The organism is Pseudomonas sp. MWU13-3659 (assembly GCF_023757525.1).
In the GTDB taxonomy this organism is placed as follows: domain Bacteria; phylum Pseudomonadota; class Gammaproteobacteria; order Pseudomonadales; family Pseudomonadaceae; genus Aquipseudomonas; species Aquipseudomonas entomophila_E.
The window spans coordinates 81345-102124 of sequence record NZ_JAMSHW010000018.1 but is presented as its reverse complement, the minus strand read 5'-3'; the positions used below and the strand labels follow the sequence as shown (position 1 = coordinate 102124).

Annotated in this window: 11 protein-coding genes; 8 read left to right on the top strand and 3 right to left on the bottom strand. The window is 63.9% G+C overall.

The window, feature by feature from the left end:
- Positions 1-152: 152 nt before the first annotated feature.
- From NGM28_RS20465 to NGM28_RS20450, 4 genes are all read left to right on the top strand, one after another.
- Positions 153-566: a GFA family protein gene (locus tag NGM28_RS20465; RefSeq protein WP_240065129.1), complete on the top strand. Its 414-nt coding sequence runs from the start codon at positions 153-155 to the stop codon at positions 564-566.
- Between the two features lie 79 nt (positions 567-645).
- Entirely contained in the window at positions 646-984 is a 339-nt protein-coding gene (locus tag NGM28_RS20460) for an FKBP-type peptidyl-prolyl cis-trans isomerase (protein ID WP_240065130.1), read from the top strand.
- Between the two features lie 212 nt (positions 985-1196).
- Positions 1197-1859, top strand: a complete 663-nt coding sequence (locus NGM28_RS20455; protein WP_252091248.1) for a histidine phosphatase family protein — start codon at positions 1197-1199, stop codon at positions 1857-1859.
- Between the two features lie 45 nt (positions 1860-1904).
- Positions 1905-3098, top strand: coding sequence for a D-amino acid dehydrogenase (locus NGM28_RS20450; RefSeq protein ID WP_240065132.1), 1194 nt, complete (start codon positions 1905-1907; stop codon positions 3096-3098).
- A 108-nt stretch (positions 3099-3206) separates the two neighbouring features.
- Here the strand turns inward: NGM28_RS20450 and NGM28_RS20445 are convergent, their stop codons facing one another.
- The 3 genes from NGM28_RS20445 to NGM28_RS20435 form a co-directional block, all read right to left on the bottom strand.
- Positions 3207-3935, bottom strand: a complete 729-nt coding sequence (locus tag NGM28_RS20445; RefSeq protein WP_252091247.1) for an aspartate/glutamate racemase family protein — start codon at positions 3933-3935, stop codon at positions 3207-3209.
- 17 nt (positions 3936-3952) lie between these two features.
- Positions 3953-5488: an NCS1 family nucleobase:cation symporter-1 gene (locus NGM28_RS20440; RefSeq protein ID WP_240065134.1), complete on the bottom strand. Its 1536-nt coding sequence runs from the start codon at positions 5486-5488 to the stop codon at positions 3953-3955.
- Positions 5489-6045: 557 nt separating this feature from the next.
- A complete protein-coding gene (locus NGM28_RS20435; protein WP_011532923.1) occupies positions 6046-6483 on the bottom strand; it encodes an Lrp/AsnC family transcriptional regulator in 438 nt (145 codons plus the stop codon).
- A gap of 133 nt (positions 6484-6616) precedes the next feature.
- Here NGM28_RS20435 and NGM28_RS20430 point away from each other — a divergent pair, with 133 nt between their 5' ends.
- The 4 genes from NGM28_RS20430 (at position 6617) to NGM28_RS20415 (ending at position 20764) form a co-directional block, all read left to right on the top strand.
- Positions 6617-7516, top strand: a complete 900-nt coding sequence (locus NGM28_RS20430) for a DMT family transporter (RefSeq protein ID WP_252091246.1) — start codon at positions 6617-6619, stop codon at positions 7514-7516.
- A gap of 158 nt (positions 7517-7674) precedes the next feature.
- Positions 7675-9369 carry a ShlB/FhaC/HecB family hemolysin secretion/activation protein gene (locus NGM28_RS20425; protein WP_252091245.1) on the top strand — a complete coding sequence of 565 codons (1695 nt, stop codon included), beginning with the start codon at positions 7675-7677 and terminating at the stop codon, positions 9367-9369.
- A gap of 89 nt (positions 9370-9458) precedes the next feature.
- Positions 9459-20207 carry a two-partner secretion domain-containing protein gene (locus NGM28_RS20420; RefSeq protein ID WP_252091244.1) on the top strand — a complete coding sequence of 3583 codons (10749 nt, stop codon included), beginning with the start codon at positions 9459-9461 and terminating at the stop codon, positions 20205-20207.
- Complete coding sequence (locus tag NGM28_RS20415; RefSeq protein ID WP_213660197.1) at positions 20204-20764, top strand: hypothetical protein; 561 nt, start codon at positions 20204-20206, stop codon at positions 20762-20764. Before NGM28_RS20420 ends, NGM28_RS20415 begins: the two co-directional genes overlap by 4 nt.
- Positions 20765-20780: the final 16 nt, after the last annotated feature.

Genomic DNA, 20780 nt, shown 5'->3' with positions numbered 1-20780 from the left:
ACCATCGCCAATGGATATGCTCAATAGCCTTCAAACCCACACTCTGAAAAGCCGAAGCCGAAGCCGAAGCCGAAGCCGAAGCCGAAGCCGAAGCCGAAGCCGAAGCCGAAGCCTATACTCCCAATCCCCCAACCCAGCACGGAGCTCCCCAAATGCCCCTGGAAAAACAAGGCACCTGCCTCTGCGGCAAAACCCACCTCAAGGCCACCGTCGACAACACCCAGATCAGCGCCTGCCATTGCAGCATGTGCCGCAAGTGGACCGGCGGCCCGCTGCTGGCCGTGCATTGCACCCAGCCCCCGCAGATCGAAGGCCCCGAGCCCAGCGTCTACGACTCTTCCCCCTGGGCCCAACGCGGTTTCTGCAGCCACTGCGGCACCCACCTGTTCTATCGCGTAAAGCAGAGCGACATCTACATCCTGCCCATCGGCCTGCTCGACGGCGACGAAGCCTGGGACTTCAACCTGCAGATCTTCATAGACGAAAAACCCGCCTGGTACTGCTTCAAGAACCAGACCGAGGAATGGACCGGCCAGGAGGCGTTCGAGCGGTTCACCGCGCAATAGCAGCTGCGATGAACGCTTGCCAAACCACGGCATTCCTGAGAAAACGGCGCCCTTTGAATGCCCAGGGGAGAATCCGACCATGAACAGCGAACTGCACATCACCGACCTGCAAGAAGGCGACGGCAAGGCCGTGGTCAAGGGCGCGCTGATCACCACCCAGTACACCGGCTGGCTGGCCGACGGCAGCGAGTTCGACTCGTCCTGGTCGCGCGGCAAGCCGTTCCAGTGCGTGATCGGCACCGGCCGGGTGATCAAAGGCTGGGACCAGGGCCTGATGGGCATGCGCGTCGGTGGCAAGCGCAAGCTGCAGGTGCCTGCACACCTGGGCTATGGCGAACGGACCATGGGCAAGATTCCACCGAATTCGGACCTGACCTTCGAGATCGAACTGCTCGAAGTGCTGACCCGCGACGATTGAGCCAAACGCCATAATTCGGCAACACACAAGCACTAGTGTGAGCTTGTCGAAGGAATGGCATGTGCACTCAGGGAGGAACCAAAGGGCTTGAGGGGACTCTGACCCTCACTCGCTGCCACGGACGGCATTCACGACAGGGACGCCCGGCGGCTGCGGCCGCAGGGCAATGTGGCGAGGCATCCCGATTCTCCTTGTCACAAGAGCCTGCCTTGATGAAGTTGCCAACTTTCCTGCGCCGTCGCCGCCACCTGTTGTTGAGCCTGACGCTCGCCGCTGCGGCTGTGCCGTTGGCGTTGGACGTGGTTGAAAGCCGCGCGCAACCGGTGGACGGCACTCAGACACTGGTGTTCCTGCGCCACGCCGAAAAACCTGGCGAGGGGCTTGGGCAGTTGAACTGCCAGGGGCTCAACCGCGCCCTGGACCTGGCCACGTTGTTGCCAGAGCGTTTCGGCAAGGCCGACTACGTGTTCGCCGCCAACCCCTTGCGGCATGTCGAGGAGGGCAGCCAGGAGCAAAGCTACAGCTACATTCGCCCGCTCATGACCATCACCCCCAGCGCCATCCGCCTGGGCCTGCCGGTGAACATCGACTACGGCGCCAACGACACCGACGACCTCGCCGACGAGCTGCTGCGCGACAAGTACCGCAACGCCACGGTCTACACTGCCTGGTCCCATGGCTACCTGCCGGAACTCATCAACACCGTGGCCGGCAAGGCCCTTGGCGAGAAGCGGGTGATCACCGAAGACTGGAGCGGCGACGATTTCGACACGCTTTACGTGCTCACCCTGACCTGGCGTGACGGAAAGGCCAGCCTGCTCAGCCGCAACGTGCGCCAGGGGCTCGACCACGGCGAGGATGGCTGTCCGACCTGACCTGCTGCTACTGTCTCGGTCTGCAGACTTGGACAGGGATGTGCGATGAGCCAGCGGGTGACGGTGATCGGGGGTGGGGTGGTCGGCCTGGCGACAGCCTACGCATTGGTGCGCGAGGGGATGTCGGTCGACCTGGTCGAGGCGCGTGACAGCCTGGCCAGTGCCACCAGCTTCGCCAATGGCGGGCAGTTGTCCTATCGCTACGTGGCGCCGCTGGCCGATGCCGGCGTGCCCTGGCAGGCGCTTGGATGGTTGCTGCAGGGCGATTCGCCACTGCGCCTGCGGCTACGCATGGACCCTGCGCAGTGGCGATGGTTGGCGGCTTTTGTGCTCGCCTGCCGACGGACTACAAACCAGCGCAATGCGGCTCAACTGCTGAGCCTCGCACTTGAAAGCCAGGCAGCCCTGGCGCGTTGGCGCGAAGCCGATGGCCTGGAGGACTTCGCCTGGCGGCGCAATGGCAAACTGGTTGCCTTTCGAACACAAAAAGCCTTCTCCCACGGACGTGATCATTTGCTTGACCCGCAGAGCCAGCAGGTCCTGACCGCCGTCGATCTGCGCAGGCTGGACCCGGCGTTGGCCGATGCGCCTTTTATCGGTGGGGTGTTCACGCCCGATGAGGAAGTCGCTGATTGTCACTTGTTCTGCCAGCGCCTGGCCGAGCGCCTGCTGGCGTCCGGTCTGTGCCGAATCCTGTTGGGCAGGCACGTTTCTCGGCTGATTACCCGTGGTGACAGGGTGGTCGGGTTGGCGCTTGGGGAGGAACAACTTGATGTCGAGCGCTTGGTGCTGTGCGCCGGTCACCGTAGCCCGGGGCTGGTGTTGCCTGGGTTGGTGCTGCCGGTCTATCCGTTGAAGGGCTATAGCCTGAGCGCTCCCATCACAGCCGCGCACCAGGCGCCGGAAGTCAGCATCACCGACTACGAACGCAAGATCGTCTATGCACGGCTTGACCAGAAACTGCGAGTGGCGGCGATGGTGGACATCGTCGGCTATGACGAGTCGGTGGATGCCGGCCGGCTACGCAGCATGCGTCGGTTGGCGGGCGAGACATTGCCGGGGGCCGCGGATTACAGCCAGGCAGTGGAATGGGCGGGGATGCGGCCGGCGACACCGACCGGGGTGCCGATCATCGGTGCCACGGCTTACTGCAACCTGTGGATGAACCTGGGGCATGGGGCGCTGGGGTTCACCCTGGCATGCGGCAGTGGGGAGCGATTGGCCAGGATGTTGTGTTGATTGCACTGGCCTCTTCGCCGGCAAAGCCGGCTCCTACAGGTTCGGCGCTTGTCACATGCCTGTGGGAGCCGGCTTGCCGGCGAAGAGGCCGGTACAGTCAACCTTCACTCAACGCCCGAAACGCATCGGCCAACCCACCACTTTCTTCGCCCGGGGTGTGGCGTAGGTACGCACCTTGGACGTGCTCAACCCCATCCGCACCAGCGATTCGGCGATGGTCACCGCCGCACTCACGCCATCGACCACCGGCACCCCGGTGCGCTGGCGAATCTGCTCATCGAGCCCGGCCATCCCGCCACAACCCAGGCAGATGACCTCGGCCTTGTCCTCGCGCACCGCGCGCTCGGCCTGTTCGACGATGGCCTCCACTGCACGCCGTGGGTCGGCCTCCAGCTCCAGCACTGCCAGCCCGCTGGCGCGCACCGAGGCGCAGCGGTCGTACAGGCCGGACAGTCGCAGACGGTCCTCGATCAGCGGCACGGTGCGGTCCAGGGTAGTCACCACCGAATAGGCGTGGCCCAGGTACATGGCGGTGCTGGCGGCCGCATCGGTGATGTCCACCACCGGCACGTCGAGCAACTCCTGCAAGCCCTCGCGGCCATGCTCGCCGTAGCCAGCCTGGATCACCGCATCGTAAGGCCCTTCATAGGCCAGCACCCGGTCCATCACGGCGATGGCGGCCAGGTAGCTCTCGAAGTTGCCCTCGACCGACTCGGCCCCGAACCAGGGCGTCAGCCCGACAATCTCGGTGCCGGGCGCGGCGACGCTGCGCGCCTGCTCGGCGATGGCTTCGGTGATGGCTTCGGTGGTGTTGACGTTGGCAATCAGAATACGCATGAAGAATCTCCCTGAATTCAGTGGCTGCTGTGGTCGACGGCGATGCACTCGCCGCTGACATCGGCGTACTGGCCGTGTCGCGGCGCGATCAGCAGGTAGACGGCGGCGGCGATGCCGGCCCCGATCAGCCACGAGAACGGCGCCACGCCGTGGAAGTTGGGCACCAGGGCCAGGACAATGGCCAGTAGCGCGGCGGGGATGAACGCCGCCACCGCGCGCAGGTTGATGCCTCGGGTGTAGTGGTAGGTGCCGGCGGGGTTCTCGCTGTACAGCTCGGGCACGTTGATACGGCCCCGGCGCAGCAGCCAGTAGTCGGCCATGATCACGCCGTACAGCGGGCCGAGCAGGGCGCCGAGGCCTGAGAGGAAGTACACGATCACCAGCGGGCTGTTGTAGAGGTTCCACGGCAGGATCACCACCGCCAGGGTGGCGCTGATCAGGCCGGCGCGGCGGAAGTTCAGGTGGCGTGGCGCCAGGTTGCTCAGCACGAACGCCGGGGCGACGAAGTTGGCCATGATGTTTACCGCCACGGTGACGATCAGGAAGGCCAGGCAGCCCAGTACCAGAAAGGCGGTATTGGGGATGCTGGCGACGATCTGTGTGGGGCTGTCGATGATCTGGCCGTTGATCTGGAACTGCGCGCCGCACAGCACCACGGTGATCGCGGCGAACACCAGGATGTTCACCGGCAGGCCCCAGAAGTTACCCACGCGAATGGTCTTGCGGCAAGGCGCCGAGCGGGCGAAGTCGCAGAAGTTGAGCACCAGGGTGCCGTAGATCGCCAGCCACAGGGCACCGCCGGCGAAGATGTTGCGCCACATCTCGTAGCCGCTCAATGGTTCGGCCACCGACCAGGCGATGCGCGCGTCGGCCTTGAAGTACATGAACACGGCCAGGCTGGCCACCGTGAGCAGGATCACCGGGCCGGCGAACGCTTCATAGCGGCGCACCATCTCCATGCCGTAGGCGAGGATCACCAGTTGCACCAGCCAGATGCCCACGAAGCACACCCAACCCAGGCTCGACAGCCCGAGGATGCTGTCGTGGTCGTAGGCCGCGACCTGCGGCCACACGGCAGTCAGCAGCACGCGCAGCACCACCGAGGCGAGGTAGGTCTGGATACCGAACCAGGCGATGGCGATCACCGCGCGGATCAGCGCCGGGAGCTGCGCGCCGTGGATGCCGAAGGCAATGCGGCTGATTACCGGGAAGGGCACGCCGGTCTTCTGCCCCATGTAGCCGGAAAGGTTCATGAAGCAGTACACCAGCGCCGCGCCGATCGCCAACGAGAGCAGGATCTGCCAACCACCCAGACCAAGGGCGAACAAGCCCATGGCGAAGGAGTAGTTGGCAATGTTGTGCACGTCGTTGGTCCACAGCGCGAAGATGCTGTAGCCACCCCAGCGCCGGCCTTCGAGCTTGGTCGGGGCGAGATCGCGGTTGTGCAGGCGTGGGCTCAGTTCCAGATCGGTCGGGTGACCTTCGAGGGTGGTAGTGGCGGGGTGGGTGCTGGCAACGGAAAGTTCAGGGGCAAGGTCGAGGCTGCTACTCATTCCGGCGGCTCCTGATGCGGATGACTGCGATGAGCGGGCGCTGGCGCACGGGCTCGCCATCTCGTCGGTGCAGGCGTTGGCATCACTGGGTTCTGGGCGCGGCTGTCGCGGTTCGGGGCGACGCTGCGGGTTCTTGTGTATTTATGTTTTGCATTGTTTGTATACAAAACATGAGCACACAAAAGCCAGTTCCATGCCATATGGAATCCAACTTTTAGTTGGCCATTATTTTGAATTTCTTGGTTAAGTTTATAACTAGCTGAAATAGCGAAATTATAAATTGACCGAATGAACAGTTTTTATTTTTTTGAAGGTCTTTTAGTTGATCGATTGATCAGGTTTATGGACGAAGAGTGTGTAACCTAATGGGGCATCGCTTGGTGGAAGTGCACACAAAAATGGCACCTAAGGTGACATTTGTGTGTACAAGATTATTTGGCATGGGCTCTGTAGGAGCGGCTTCAGCCGCGATCACCCGCGAAGCGGGTGCCAGACACCGCGTTGTTCGCATCGCGGCTAAAGCCGCTCCTACAGGTTCGCGCCGGTCGTGCAGCGCCTCATTCCATCGGCGGCAGGCGCCGCTTCACCGGAGTCTTCTTGATAATCGCGGTATTGGTCTCGGCCAGCACGTTGAGGCGGTCGAGGAGGGTATCCAGCTGCTCCATCGAGCGCACATGCAGCCGGGCGATGAAACAGTCCTCGCCGGTCACCTTGTCGCACTCGGTGAATTCGGGGATAGCCACGATCTGCCGCTCCACCTCCTGTAGCTGCCCCGGTAGCGGACGAATGCGCACGATGGCCTGCAACTGGTAACCAAAACTGCGCGGGTCGACCTCCACGGTGTAGCCGCGCAGCACGCCGCGCTCCTCCAGGCGGCGCAAGCGCTCGCTGACGCTGGGCGCGGACAGCCCGCTGATCTGGGCCAGGGCCTTCAGCGAACGGCGCGAATCTTCCATCAGGGCGTTGATCAGCAACTGGTCGATAGCGTCGGTCATGCTTACCTCGTTAGGCGGTTTTCATTATTTGCCTTGATAGTAAAGGTGATTTCTGGAAAACACCTTCGCCATCCGCTGGATGGCAACCTGTGATCCTCCGCATACTGTGCCCATCGTCGACAGGAGGTGTGAGATGGACAATTCGCTGCGCCGCGGGGCCCTGGAAATGGTCGCCGCCATGCTGATCTCCGGGACCATCGGCTGGTTCGTGCTGGTGTCCGGGTTGCCGGTGCTGGAGGTGGTGTTCTGGCGCTGCGTGTTCGGGGCCGGCACCTTGCTGTTGATCTGCGCGGCCATGGGTATTCTCAAACCCGGTGTTTTGACCCGCGCGACCTTCCTGTTGGCCGTGGCCAGTGGGGTGGCCATCGTCGGCAACTGGGTGCTGTTGTTCGCTTCCTACTCGCGGGCCTCCATCGCCATCGGCACGGCGGTGTACAACGTCCAGCCGTTCTTGCTGGTGGGGCTGGCGGCGCTGTTCCTCGGCGAGAAGATCACCCTGCCCAAGTTGACCTGGCTGAGCGTGGCCTTCCTCGGCATGCTGGCCATCGTCAGCGCCCATGGCGCCGGGCAGGGCAGTGGCGGCGAGTACCTGCTGGGCATCGCCCTGGCCCTGGGCGCGGCGTTTCTCTATGCCGTGGCGGCCCTGATCATCAAGCGCCTGACCGGTACTGCGCCGCACCTGATTGCGCTGGTCCAGGTGAGCACGGGCGCATTGCTGCTGGCGCCTTGGGTGAAGCTTGGCGGTTTGCCGGCTGAGCTGCCCGCGTTGGGCAGCCTGGTGACGCTGGGCATCGTGCACACGGGACTGATGTACGTGTTGCTCTACAGTGCCATCCAGCGGCTGCCCACGGCGTTGACCGGGGCGCTGTCGTTCATCTATCCAATTGCAGCGATCCTGGTCGACTGGGTCGCCTTCGGCCATCGCCTTGCCCCCTTGCAGTGGCTGGGTGTGGCGCTGATCCTCCTGGCAGCGGCAGGCATGCAGCAGGGCTGGTGGTTCCGGCCAGCCGCCAAGCCGCTGCGCCAGCGCTGAACTGCGGGCGACGGCGTGTTTTTTCGAGCGCTAGAGAGGCATTGTCCTTCTATTCGATTGGATTGATGGCTTATTGATGGCATTGTCATTGTCTTGTAGGCTTCGCAAACGTTTTCGCAGCGATGCGCTCCTGCCTCCCAGTGACGGACCACTCCTGTATGCCTTCTATTTTCCGTGCCTTGGCCGCTGGCCTGGCGCTGCTTCCTGCTGTCGTTTTCGCCGCCTCGTTCCAGTCTCCCGGTGATCGCGACCTGATCCGGGACCGCCAGGAGAACCTGTTGCAGGAGCAGCGCAAGCGTCTCGAGGAGTTGCAGCAACTGCCTGGCAAGGCGGCGTCGCCAGCACCGGCCTTGCCCAGCGACGAGGGGCGTTGCTTCGAAATCCGCAGTGTCGAGCTGCAAGGCGCGACCTTGCTCAGCGAGCGCCAGCGCCAGGCGTTGCTGCAGGATTATCAGGGCAAGTGCCTGCAAGTCGGCCAGATCAACGACCTGCTCAAGCGCATCACCAACCACTACATCGACCGTGGCTACCTCACCACCCGCGCCTACCTGCCCCAGCAGGACCTGGGCTCTGGCATCCTGCGGATCATCATTGTCGAAGGGCGCCTGGAGGGGCTGGACGAATCCGCGCTGGCCAGCCCGCGCGAGCTGGCCATGGCGTTCCCCGGCAAGGCCGGGCAAGTCCTCGACCTGCGCGAGCTGGAGCAGATGGTCGACCAGCTCGGCCGCCTGCCCTCGCGCCAGGCCGAGATCGAACTGGTACCCGGGCAGGCGGTCGGTGGCAGCCGTGTGCAGCTCAAGGGCCAGCGCGACAAGCCCTGGCGGGTGTCGGCCAGCCGCCACAACAATGGCGATGCCAGCAGTGGCGAGCAGCAGATGAACCTGGGGTTCGAGTGGGACAGCCCGTTGGGCCTGGCCGACCAGCTCAGCCTGCGCAGCGGCCAGGACGTGGTCAGCGACCACTGGCGCCACGCCGACAGCAAGGGGCTGAACTACAGCCTGCCGTGGGGCTGGTGGACCTTCAACTACAGCTACAACCACAATTACTACCGCACCCGCGACACCTCCAGTGGTTTTCCCTTCAAGCTCGATGGCGACAACACCGTGCACCAGTTCCAGGCCGAGCGGGTGATCCACCGCGACAGCTTGAGCAAGACCGGGGTGAGTATGGGCGTGAGCCATCTGCGCGCGCGCAACTACCTCGACGACACCTTGATCGATGTGTCGAGCACGCGCATCACCGAGCGCCAGCTGGGTTTCAACCATGGCCGACGCATCGGTGGCGCCTTCGTCAACCTCGACGCCGGCTGGCAGCAGGGCATCGGCGCGCTCGACGCCCAGGGCGCGGGCGACCCCCATGGCAACGAGCCAGTGGCGCGCTACAACAAGTACACCCTGACCCTGAGCTATCTGCAGCCTTTCACGGTGTGGGGCGAGCAGTTCAGCTTCGACAGCCTGGCCACTGGTCAACGGAGCGAGGATGCCCTCTACAGCGGCCAGCGCATCAGTGTCGGGGGGCTGTCGTCGGTACGCGGCTTCAAGGAGCAGACCCTCACCGGTGACAGCGGCGGCTACTGGCGCAACCAGTTGCGCTGGCGCCGCCCGGTGACCTGGGGCGCCTTGCAGCCCTGGTTGCGCGAGTACGGCATGGCCTTCGCCTACGATGCCGGCGTGATCAAGGGCCAGCATGGCAACGGCAACGACCATGGCCGCCTCAGTGGCAATGCCGTCGAGTTCAACGTGCGTGGCCAGTACTTCGCCGCCAGCGCGACCTTCGCCCGTTCGCTGGAGCGCCCCGACGCCATCACGCATCGCGAACACCCGATCTACTTCCGCGTCGACGCGTTCTTCTGAGCCGCGCGCCCACCCTTTGCCCGTGACATCGCCGCCCAGCCATGGGCTGCCCCGCAACCTGCGCCCATAGCGCCTGGAGTTTGTTCGACATGGACATCCGCACCCCGCTGAATCAATGCATCGCCCTGATCGTCGCGGGCGTGATGTTCCTCAACCCCATCGTCACCACGGCGGCCGAGCTCACCCTCGACGCGGCGGCCAACGCCAACACCCACCTCGGCCAGGCGGGCAACGGGGTGCCGATCGTCAACATCGCCACGCCCAATGGCAGCGGGCTGTCGAACAACACGTTCAGGGACTACAACGTCGGCAGCAACGGGCTGATCCTCAACAACGCCACCAGCAAGACCCAGTCCACCGAGCTGGGCGGCATCATCGTCGGCAACCCCAACCTGCGTGGGCAAGCTGCCCAGGTGATCCTCAACCAGGTCACCGGCGGCAATCGCAGTACCCTGGAGGGCTACACCGAGGTGGCGGGGCAGGCGGCCCGGGTCATCGTCGCCAACCCGCACGGCATCACCTGCAAAGGCTGCGGTTTCATCAACACGCCACGGGCCACCCTCACCACCGGCAAGCCGGTGATGGACGGCGAGCGCCTGGACCGTTTCCAGGTCGATGGCGGCGACATCTCTATCGAAGGCGACACGCTCAATGCCGGCAACCTCGACCAGTTCGACCTGGTCACCCGCAGCGCCAAGCTCAACGCCGAGCTGCACGCCAGGCAGCTGAACATCGTCACCGGGCGCAACGACGTCCAGGCCGACAGCCTGCAGGCCACGCCACGCGCCGACGATGGCAGCACAAAACCGCTGCTGGCCATCGACAGCTCGGCGCTGGGGGGCATGTACGCCGGCAGCATCCGCCTGGTAGGCACCGAACAGGGGGTCGGCGTCAAGCTGGCCGGCAACCTGGCCGCCACCACCGGCGATATCCAGGTGGATGCCAATGGCAAGGTGACCCTGGCCCAGGCTGCCAGCGCCGGCAACCTCAAGCTCGAGGCGCAGAGCGCCGAGCTGACCGGCAAGACCTACGCTGCCGGCAGCGCCACGCTGCGAGTGCGTGACACGTTGCAGGTTGGCCAGAGCCTGGCCGCCCGTGAGCAGATCACGGCCAATGCAGCCCTGATCGACAACCGTGGTGTCGTCGAGGCGGGTGTGGAGCCAGACAACACGCGCAACACCCGTGGCGACCTCACCCTGACCGGCCAGACGCTGCAGAACCGCGGCAGCCTGGTTGCCAACCGCGACCTCAAGATCGACAGCACGGCCACCCTGGACAACCAGGGCGGCAGCCTCAAGGGTGCCAACGTCACGCTGACGACCGGCCAGTTGGACAACCGCAAGGGCCAGGCCCTGGCCGATGGCATCTTGCAAGTGACTGCCAGTACCGTGGACAACCGTCAGCAGGGGCTGCTGAGCAGCAGTGGCCGCACGCAAGTGGATGTGACCGACACGTTCGACAACCGTGGCGGGCGGGTGGTCGGGCAGGCTGGGCTGAAGGTGACGGCCACGCGCTTGGACAACAGCGCCAGTGGCCTGGTCGGCAGCGACCAGAAGGCCGAGGTGACCACCCACGCGCTGCTGGATAACCAGAACGGCGGCAAACTCAGCGCCGATCGCCTCGAGCTCACCACCGTCGGCCTGCTCAATTCGGGCGGCCAGTTGCTGGGCGGCGACCTGCTGGTCCGTGCCAGCGCCGACATCGACAACCGCCTCGGGCTGATGTCGGGCAAGCGCCTGCTCGACCTGTCCGCGGTAAACCTGAACAACGCCGGCAAAGGCAACCTGCAAAGCCAGAACACGCTCAAGGTCAGGGTCGCCACCCTGGACAACCGTGACAACGGCCTGCTCTCGAGCAAGGGTGCCCTGAGCTTGCACGGCGACACGCTCGACAACCGTGGCGGGTTGCTGCTCGCAGACCAATCGCTGACGGTCACTGGTGGGCATTTCGACAACCGTGACAAAGGCGCGGCCACGACCCAGGGCAACGTCCGTGTCGAGGTGACCAAGCTGACAAATGGCAACGCGGGTCATCTGCAAAGCGATGGGCGCATGGACCTGGTGGTTACCCAGGTGGACAACCAGGCCGGTGGGCGGATCATCGCCAAGGGCGACCTGGATGCCAAACTGGGCACGTTGAACCAGCAGGGTGGCCAACTGTCCGGCCTTGGCCAACTGGTGCTGACGGCCGATACGGTCGACAACCAGTTTGGCGCAAGCATCCGCGGCGGTACGGGCGCCGACATCAGCGCCCGCCAGGTCCTCAACCAGCAGGGCACCATCGCCAGCGTTGGCAAGGTCAAGCTCACCGCGCGCGAGTTGCTGGACAACCAGGGCGGCAAGGTCCTCGGCGACAGTGGCCTGGCGCTGACCGTGCAGCGGTTGCTGAACCAGAACAATGGCCTGCTCAGCGGGCGCGACAGCCTGAGCCTGGACGGGGGGCAGTTGCTCAACAGCGGTGGCTTGCTGAGCAGCGCCAAGCATATCGGCATCGACGTGTCCGGCAAGCTCGACAACAGCGCCAAGGGCAGGATCATCAGTGAAGGCGGGCTCACCCTCAAGGCCGGCGAACTGGCCAACAACCAGGGCGGCAAGGTCTCCGCGGTGGACCTGCTCGACCTGACCACCACCGGTTTGCTGGACAACCAGGGCGGTCAACTGGTGACCAATGCCGGGCTGATGCTGCGCAGCGGCCGCCTGGACAACAGCCAGGCGGGTGCGATCAGTGCACAAGGGCATGCAGAACTGCATGGCGGCACCCTCGTCAACAGTGGCAAGGGTGACATCGGTGCGGCCAGCCTGACATTGGTCGCGGATCAGCTGGACAACAGTGCCCTGGGTCGCATCAGCGCCGCAGGCCGGATCGAGGCGACCCTGGGTGGGCTCGACCAGCACGACCACGGCCAATTGGTCAGCGCCACCGGCATCGAGCTCAACCTGCAGGGCGGGCAACTGATCAACCGTGACGGCGGCCTGCTGCGCTCCCCCGGTGGCCTGCTGCTGCGCCAGGTAGGTGCTGTCGACAACAGCCTGGCCGGCGAGATCTCCAGCGACCAGGCCTTCACCCTGGCGGCCACCTCCTTGAACAACCAGGGGGGGCGTGTGGTCAGCAAGCAGGCCTTGACCCTGCGTATCGCCAACGCCCTGGACAACAGCGCCAAGGGCGTGCTGTCAGCCAGCAGCGGCCTGGACGTCAAGGCCGCCAGCCTCGACAACCGCCAGGGTGGCAGCCTGGCCAGCGGCGCCGCGCTCAAGGTGACCCTCGATGGCCTGCTCGACAACCGCGTCGACGGCATCTTGTCCGCGCTCGGCCTGCTGACCGTGGCCAGTGGCGAACTGGCCAACAGCGAGCGTGGGCTGCTGTCGGGCAAGACCGGCGTGGGCATCACCACCGGCAAGCTGGACAACACCCTGGGCGGCCAGGTGATCAGCCAGGGCGAGCTGACCCTCACCAGTGCCGAGCTGGATAACCGTGGCGGCACCCTGAGCAGCACGCAGGCGATGACCGTGACCAGCGCCGACCTGTACAACGGTGCCGATACCCGTCAACGCGCCGGCTGGATACACAGTGACGCCGGCCTGACCTTGACCGCAGCCAAGGTCGACGGCAGCGAGGGCGGCGAGATCTCCGCCAAGGGCGACCTGCTGCTGCGGGTTGATGCGCTGATCCAGCGCCAGGGCCGTCTGCTCGCCGAGGGCAAGCTCGACCTCGACCTCAATGGCGGCAACCTGATCAACGAAGGGGGCCGCATCAACGCCTCCGGTCCGCTGAACATTCAGCACCTGGGCCTGTTCGACAACCGCAGGGGCGAAGTGTCCAGCGACCAATCCTTCAGCCTGGTTGCCCGGCGCATCGACAACCAGCAAGGCCAGATCATCAGCCAAGGTCGCCTGGGCCTTGAGGCCGCGCAACTGTTCAACAGCGACAAGGGCCTGTTCTCCGGCGTGCAGGGCCTCGAGGTCAAGGGCACCGACCTGGACAACAGCGCCAGCGGAACCCTGTCGAGCAAAGCGGGCGAACTGACCGTGAAACTGGACGGCCTGCTCGACAACCGCGAACTGGGCGCCCTCGCCAGTGGGGGCAAGCAACATATCACCGCCAATCGCCTGGACAACCGCAAGGGTGTGATTTCCTCCGATGCGGCCATCACCCTGAGTGTCGGTGAACGGCTCGACAACCGTGACGGCGGCCTGATCTCGGCCACCGACGACCTGACCTTCGACCAGGCCGGCACGGTCGTCGACAACCGTGCCGGGCAGATCAACGGCCAGGCGATCAGCCTCGACGGCAAGCGCCTGGACAACAGCAACGGCCAGTTGACCAGCCGCGCGAAACTGCGCGCGACATTGACCGAGGCGCTGCTCAACGGTAACGGTGCCCGGTTGACCAGTGGCGGCGACCTGCTGCTCACCGCGGCCGAAGTGCACAATGGCGCTGGCAAGCTGATCAGCCAAGGGTTGCTCACGCTCAACGCCGACCTGCTGGACAACCAGCGTGGCGGCAACCTGGCCAGCCAGCAGAACATGGTGCTGCGCCTGAAGGGCGACCTGCTCAACGGCGAGGACGGGCTGGTGTTCAGCGAGCGCGGGGGGCTCGATATCCAGGCCCAGGGCCTGGGCAACCAGGCGGGTACGCTCAAGAGCCAGGGCACCATCAAGGTGACCCTGGACGACGCGCTGGACAACGCTGCTGGCCGTGTCGAAAGCCTGCAGGGCGACCTCGACCTGAATGCCGCTCGCCTGGACAACAGTGCTGGCGGCACGCTCAGCGCCGCCAAGGGCAAGCTCACCGGCGTGATCCGTGGCCGCTTCGACAACCAGGGCGGTGTCGCCCAGGCACAGTCGCTGTCCATCGAGGCCACGGGCGGGGTGAACAACCAGCGCGGCTACCTGTCGGCGCTTGAAGGCGACAGCCGCATCGTCACCACCGACTTCGACAACCGTGGCGGCGGCCTGTACGCGGCCGGCCTGCTCAAGCTCGAAGGCCAGCAACTGCAGAACCAGGGCGCGGCCCCAGGGCAGGGTGGCAAGGTCGGTGCCGGGCGTTTCGATTTCAGCCTGGCCGGCACACTGTTCAACGGCTTCGGCCAACTGGAGAGCGAAAGCGACCTGCTGCTGCGCGCCGCGCAGATTGACAACCGCAATGGCAGCCTGCGGGCACTCGGCAAGACCGGCACCAGCCGCTTCATCGTCACCGGCAGCCTGCTCAACGACAGCGGCGTGCTGGCCAGCGCCAACCAGGACCTCGACCTGCAGATCGGTGGCCTGAGCAACAGCGGCGGGCAATTGCTGCACACCGGCCAGGGCACGTTCGGCCTGGCCTCGGACAAGGTCATGCAGGCCGGCGGCCTGCTCCACACCGACGGCCTGCTGAACATCAATGCCGCTAGCTGGACCAACAGCAGCATCTTGCAGGCGCGGCGCCTGGAGCTGGATATCGGGCGCTTCGTGCAGACCGCCAGCGGCAAGCTGCTGGCCGTGGAAAGCTTCAAGGGCCGTGGCGGCAGCTGGACCAACCATGGCCTGCTGGCCAGCGACGGCAGCCTGCAACTGGACCTGAGCGGCACCTACGACGGCAATGGCCGCCTGAGCAGCCTGGGCGACCTGGGGCTGACAGCCAACGATGTCGTGCTGTCCAGCACCGCCAGCCTGGCCGGCGGTGCCAGCACCGGGGTGGCGGCCCGCAATCTGCTGAGCAACGCCGGCCGTCTGACTTCGGTGGGTGGCCTGGTGGTGAATGCCGCCACGCTCGACAACAGTGGCACCCTGGGAGGCGCCGCCACCGTCAAGCTCACCGCCAACACCCTGAGCAACCAGCGTGGCCTGCTGTTCAGCGGCAACGACATGACGTTGCGGGTGGGCAGCTTCACCAACAACTATGGCGACCTCTACAGCCTGGGCGGCCTGGACGTGGCCGGTAACGGCAGCGCCCGCGCCGCCTTGCTGGAAAACATTTCCGGCAGTCTCGAAAGCGCTGGCAACATGACGCTGGCCGTCGATGAACTGCTCAACCGCAAGGAACACCTGAACGCCAAGCTGAAACTGGTCGGCGGCAACGTCAATGTCTACTCCGACGACTTCTGCGACGGCAAAGGTTGCGAGTTGTACTTCACCGCGACGGAAACCTGGCAAGACGTCATCGACGCGGACAGCCCCACCGCGTTCATCACCGCCGGCGGCAAGCTGAATTTCACCGGCAATGCGCTGCGCAACCACTACAGCAGCATCTCCGCCGGCTCCGACATCAACGTCAACACCGGCGTGTTCGAGAACAAGGGCGCCGGTGGCGGCGAACAGCGCAACCTGAGCGCCAGCATGTACACCCGCAATCGCGGGCTGTACAACGCCTTCATCAGTGCCAGGAACCAGTTCAACCAGAACCCTGGCTCCCTGACCCTCGACCAGGTGATGGCGGCGGCGGGGTATCCGAAGGAAAGCATCTACAACGTCATCGACAACCGCACGCCGATCGCAGGTGCGGTAGTCGCCCCGGCGGTGGTGCAATCGGCTGGCGCCGTGACCATCAATGCCACCCAGCGCATCGACAACAGCGTGGTGCGTGCCTACCAGGCCGGCGCGGGCAGCCTCCAGGGGCGCGGTAATGCCAACGCCGACCCACGCCAGGCCCAGACCCAGGTGCGCGCGCTCAATCCGCAACTGCCACCGGACCTGGCCCAACGCCAGGTCAGTCCGGTCATGCTGCCGAGCTTCAGCTTGCCCCAAGGCAGCAATGGCCTGTTCCGCATCAGCAGCCAGGCCGGGCAGTCCGCGGCCAGCGCCGGCGCCCTGGCTGCGGTTGGTGATCGCACCCAGGCCGGCAGCGGCATCTTCATCGCCCCGCTGGCCGGCGCCGCCAGCGCCGACGGCAGCCAGGCGCAACCCCTCGCAGTCGACGGCACGGCCGCGGCGCCGGGCGCTCAGGGCAATGCTGGCGCCGGGTTGACGGGCCTGGCCAGCGGCGTGCGCCTGGTCCAGGGCGTGCCCGAGCGCAGCGCGCCGAGCGTCGCCCACAAGTACCTGGTGGAAACCAACCCGGTGCTGACCGACCTCAAGCAGTTCCTCAGTTCCGACTACCTGCTGGGCGAGCTCGACGTCAAGCCGGACCAGGCCATCAAGCGCCTCGGCGACGGCCTGTACGAGCAGCGCCTGATCCGCGAGGCCGTGGTCGCGCGCACCGGCCAGCGCTACATCGACGGCATGACCAGCGACGAAACCCTGTTCCGCTACTTGATGGACAACGCCATCGCCAGCAAGGACCAGTTGTCGCTGCGCGTGGGCGTGTCGCTCAGCGCCGCGCAGGTGGCGGCGCTGACCCACGACATCGTGTGGATGGAAGAGGTGGAGGTCAACGGCGAGAAAGTCCTTGCCCCGGTGCTGTACCTGGCCCACGCCAACGGCCGCCTGGCACCTAATGGCGCATTGATCCAGGGCCGCGACGTCAACCTCATCAGCGGTGGCGAGCTGGTCAACGTCGGCACCCTGCGCGCCACCAACAACCTTGCCGTCAGCGCCACCCACATCGGCAACAGCGGGCTGATGGAGGCCGGCGGTCGCCTGGACATGCTGGCCACCGACTCGATCCGCAACGCCCAGGGCGGCGTCATCGCTGGCCGCGAGGTGAGCCAGACCGCGCTGACCGGCGATGTGATCAACGAACGCAGCGTCACCCGCCTGGAAGGCCGCGCCGGTGGCGAGCACGTGACCAAGGACCTGGTCGATGCCGCCGCGCGCATCGAGGCGGCGAACGACCTGACGATCACGGCTGGGCGGGATATTGGTAATGTCGGCGGCACGATCAAGGCTGGCCGCAACATCGAACTGGATGCCGGCCGTGACCTGTACATCGCCAGCCAGGAAGGGATCGACAGCCACGAGTATCAACGTCGCCGTGTCAGCGGCTACGACACCGCGATCACCCAATACGGCAGTGAGGTGACGGCCGGAGGCAACCTCACCGCTACTGCCGGCCAGGATCTGAGCATCGTCGCCAGTGAGATCGAGGCTCGTCGCGACCTGGCCCTGCAGGCCGGCCGTGATGTGACGCTGGCCGCCGCAGCCAACGAGGAGCACAGCTACTCGAAAGGCAAGAAAGGCAATACCAAAACCACCCGCCAGGAAGATGAAGTCGAGCAGCAGTCCGCCGTGGTGAAGGCCGGTGGCGACCTGAACATCGATGCCGGGCGCGACCTGCGCCTGGTGGCGAGCAAGGCCAGTGCCGGCGACGAAGCCTACCTGGTGGCGGGTGACAAGCTGGAACTGCTGGCCGCCAATGACAGCCAGTACTCGCTGTACGACATGAGCAAGAAGGGTGGCTGGGGCAGCAAGCAGACCCAGCGCGACGAAGTGACCGACTTCAAGGCTGTGGGCAGCGAGGTCACCAGCGGTGGCGACCTTACCCTCAAAAGCGGCGGCGACCAGTTGTACCAAGGGGCGAAGCTGGCCTCTGGGAATGACCTGACCCTCGACAGCGGTGGCTCGGTGACCTTCGAAGCGGTCAAGGACATGCATCAGGAGAGTCACGAGAAGTCCAAGTCCAATGCTGGTTGGTTCAGCATGCAGGGCAAGGGCAGCACTGATGAAACTGTGCGTCAAAGCGAGTTGGCGGCCAAAGGCGATCTGGTGATCAATGCCGTTGGCAAGATTCATGTGGATGTACGCCAGGTCAATCAGCAGACGGTGAGTGAATCCATCGATGCCATGGTCAAGGCCGATCCGAAGCTGGCCTGGCTCAAGCAGGTAGAAGCCCAGGGCGGTGTGGACTGGCGTCAGGTCAAAGAAATCCACGACTCGTTCAAGTACAGCAATTCGGGGCTGGGACCGGCTGCCCAACTGGTCATCGCGATTGTCATGGCGGCAGTAGTGGGGCCTGCGGCTGCAGCCTGGGCAGGCGGTGGTGCCACGGGGGCCGCCGTAGGGGCCATTGCCACAGGTGCCTCGACCAACGCTTCGGTAAGCGTCGTTAACAACCGAGGCAATCTCGGGGCGGTGTTCAAGGATGTGACATCGTCCGAGGCAATGAAGGGTTATGTCATCTCTGGTGTGACAGCTGGGTTGACGGCTGCTTACTTCGATGGTTGGACAGGCACCAAAACCGATGTTGCCACAGGCAAAGTCATTGGACCGAAACTCTACACCCTTAAAGGCATAGGTCAGTTCGCGGCCAATCAAACGCTGCAGAACGGCACATCCATGTTGCTGGGCAAGGCGCTTGGACAGGGTGGCAGTGCCAGCGATGCACTGAAAGGGGCGCTGTTCAATACCCTGGCTGCGGCCAGCTTCAACGCGGTTGGCGACTACACGCATCAATTCGGTATCGAGAACGGTAGCCTATCCAAGATCGCGATCCATGCGATGGTCGGAGGCTTGCTCTCCAAGGCTACGGGAGGCGATTTCAAGACTGGTGCGTTGGCGGCAGGTGCCAACGAGGCGTTGGTTGTACAGCTCGACAAGCTCGCTGGTGGCAACGAAAGCTTGTTGACCATGAGTTCGCAGATCGTCGGTGTGCTGGCTGCGGCCAGTCAGCAGGATGCCGATGCCGCCTCAATGAACAAGGCAGCGTGGGTCGCAAAAAATGGCACACAGTACAATTTCCTGGGTGACCATTCGGCCAAGCAACGCGACGAGGCACGCGACAACTTCCGCAAGGAAGGCGGGCTGAATGCTGCACGTGAGCTGGTCAAGCTTGAGGGTGCAGACCAGCGCAGTGACAAGTTGCTGGAAGTGTACAAGCGTGATCCGTCGTTACTTTCAAAGGATGATCTGGTCGAACTCACCGCTTACCTGCAGGTGTATGCCTTCGAAAGAATGAATGCCAAAGGCCCGGCCGCTGCCCAGGCCAGTCTGACCAGCCTGCTCGGCGGTGAACAGGTTCAGGGATATGGCTATCCTTATGCGGGCAGCAGTCAGGACAAGCTCGCCTGGGCCGATGCGCAGCGCAGTCAAATGGGGTTTGTTGAAAACCTGGCGTGGACGCGCGACCGCAGTGGTGACGAGCAGACCTATCTGGATGCCAAGGGTACTCTGCGTATCGGGGACGAGCAGCAAGGGCTGGCCAATCTTGGCGATCCGGCCATCTACTTCCTGACGGGGTCCATCGGCAGCACAATCAGGGCTGTTGCTGCGACTAACGGGGCGCTGCAATTTACCCAGGGTACCAAGCAGGCATTCGAAGGGGATGGTTGGAATGCTGCTGGTAATCTGGTTGCTGGTTTGCTGGGTATGGCCACGCTGGGGGCTGGTGTCAAGGGCGGGGCAGGGTCTGTCGTAACAAGTGACCCTGGTTCAATCAAGCCAGTGGTTTCGAGTACAACCAGGAAAGACCCGGTCCCACCGGTGCAACCGAATACGGGGAAATACCTGGAGGATTTCACTCCTTCACCAACCCCAATGGAATTGCTTCAGCAGCAAGCAGGAGCGCAATTCAGCACGGCCTACATCCGCTTTGACCACATTCTCGATGGCGGAGTAAACACGTTGAGGAGCGGTGAGCGAGTAGGAACCGGAGGGCATTATTTAAGGTCTCCTAATGTAACGGTTACCCGTATCACTGGCGAGGCGGATGAATTTGGGGTTTCAAAAGGGTATGTTTCGATACGTGACCCTCAGACGAACAGTTGGGCAAACAAAAAAGCTGAGACGACATTCTTCCCTGAATCTTGGAGCAAGCGGCAAGTGCAAACAGAAATTGAGGGCGCGTTTAGAAACTCAACACCGATCGCGGGTAGTGAGCGCTGGCGTGGGATCTCACCTAGCGGTGTAAGAATAGAGGGCTATTACGGTAAGCCCGATGGCACCGGGGCAACAGCATGGCCTGTGTACGGGAAAGATAGAAAGTTATGAATGTAGGTATTATTTATCCGAGTTGGTCGAGCTTTGGTTTTTATGATCTGTCGGCCAATGAGCCTGATGCCAAGGTTAAAAATGAGCGACCTCCTTTCGGTGTGCGTGAGATTGTGGGGTGGTTGAGTGATGACGTCAGTGGGAGTGCCAGTGCAAAAGCACTGATCACTCGGCTAGCGGCGTGTGAGCTTCGTGGTCAACCTGAGTACTTGGGGTTCGGTAATGCACACCATATGGCATATGCGGCAGGTCATTTCTATCTGGAGTGTGAATACAGCGAGGGACATCAGGTGTTAATGACCCTTGAGCAAGCCGTTTCCGTATTGAACGAGTATGTGGGCTTTTTACACGCTGGCGTTCGGAATAAAGAGGTTCCGCCTCAGCCGTTCATGGTTGAATACCTCGCCGAAGGGGAGGAATCTTATACGCGCTTTGAAGCGTTAGGTGGTCGTTTGGGGTTTTCGGTGGAGGAAGTTAAAGAGATGAGTCGGGTTGAGCGGCAAGAAAATAAACGGAGAGTATTGGTCGATAAATCTCGTGCCTCCAAGAAGTCGTGAGTGGGTCCGCTGGTTG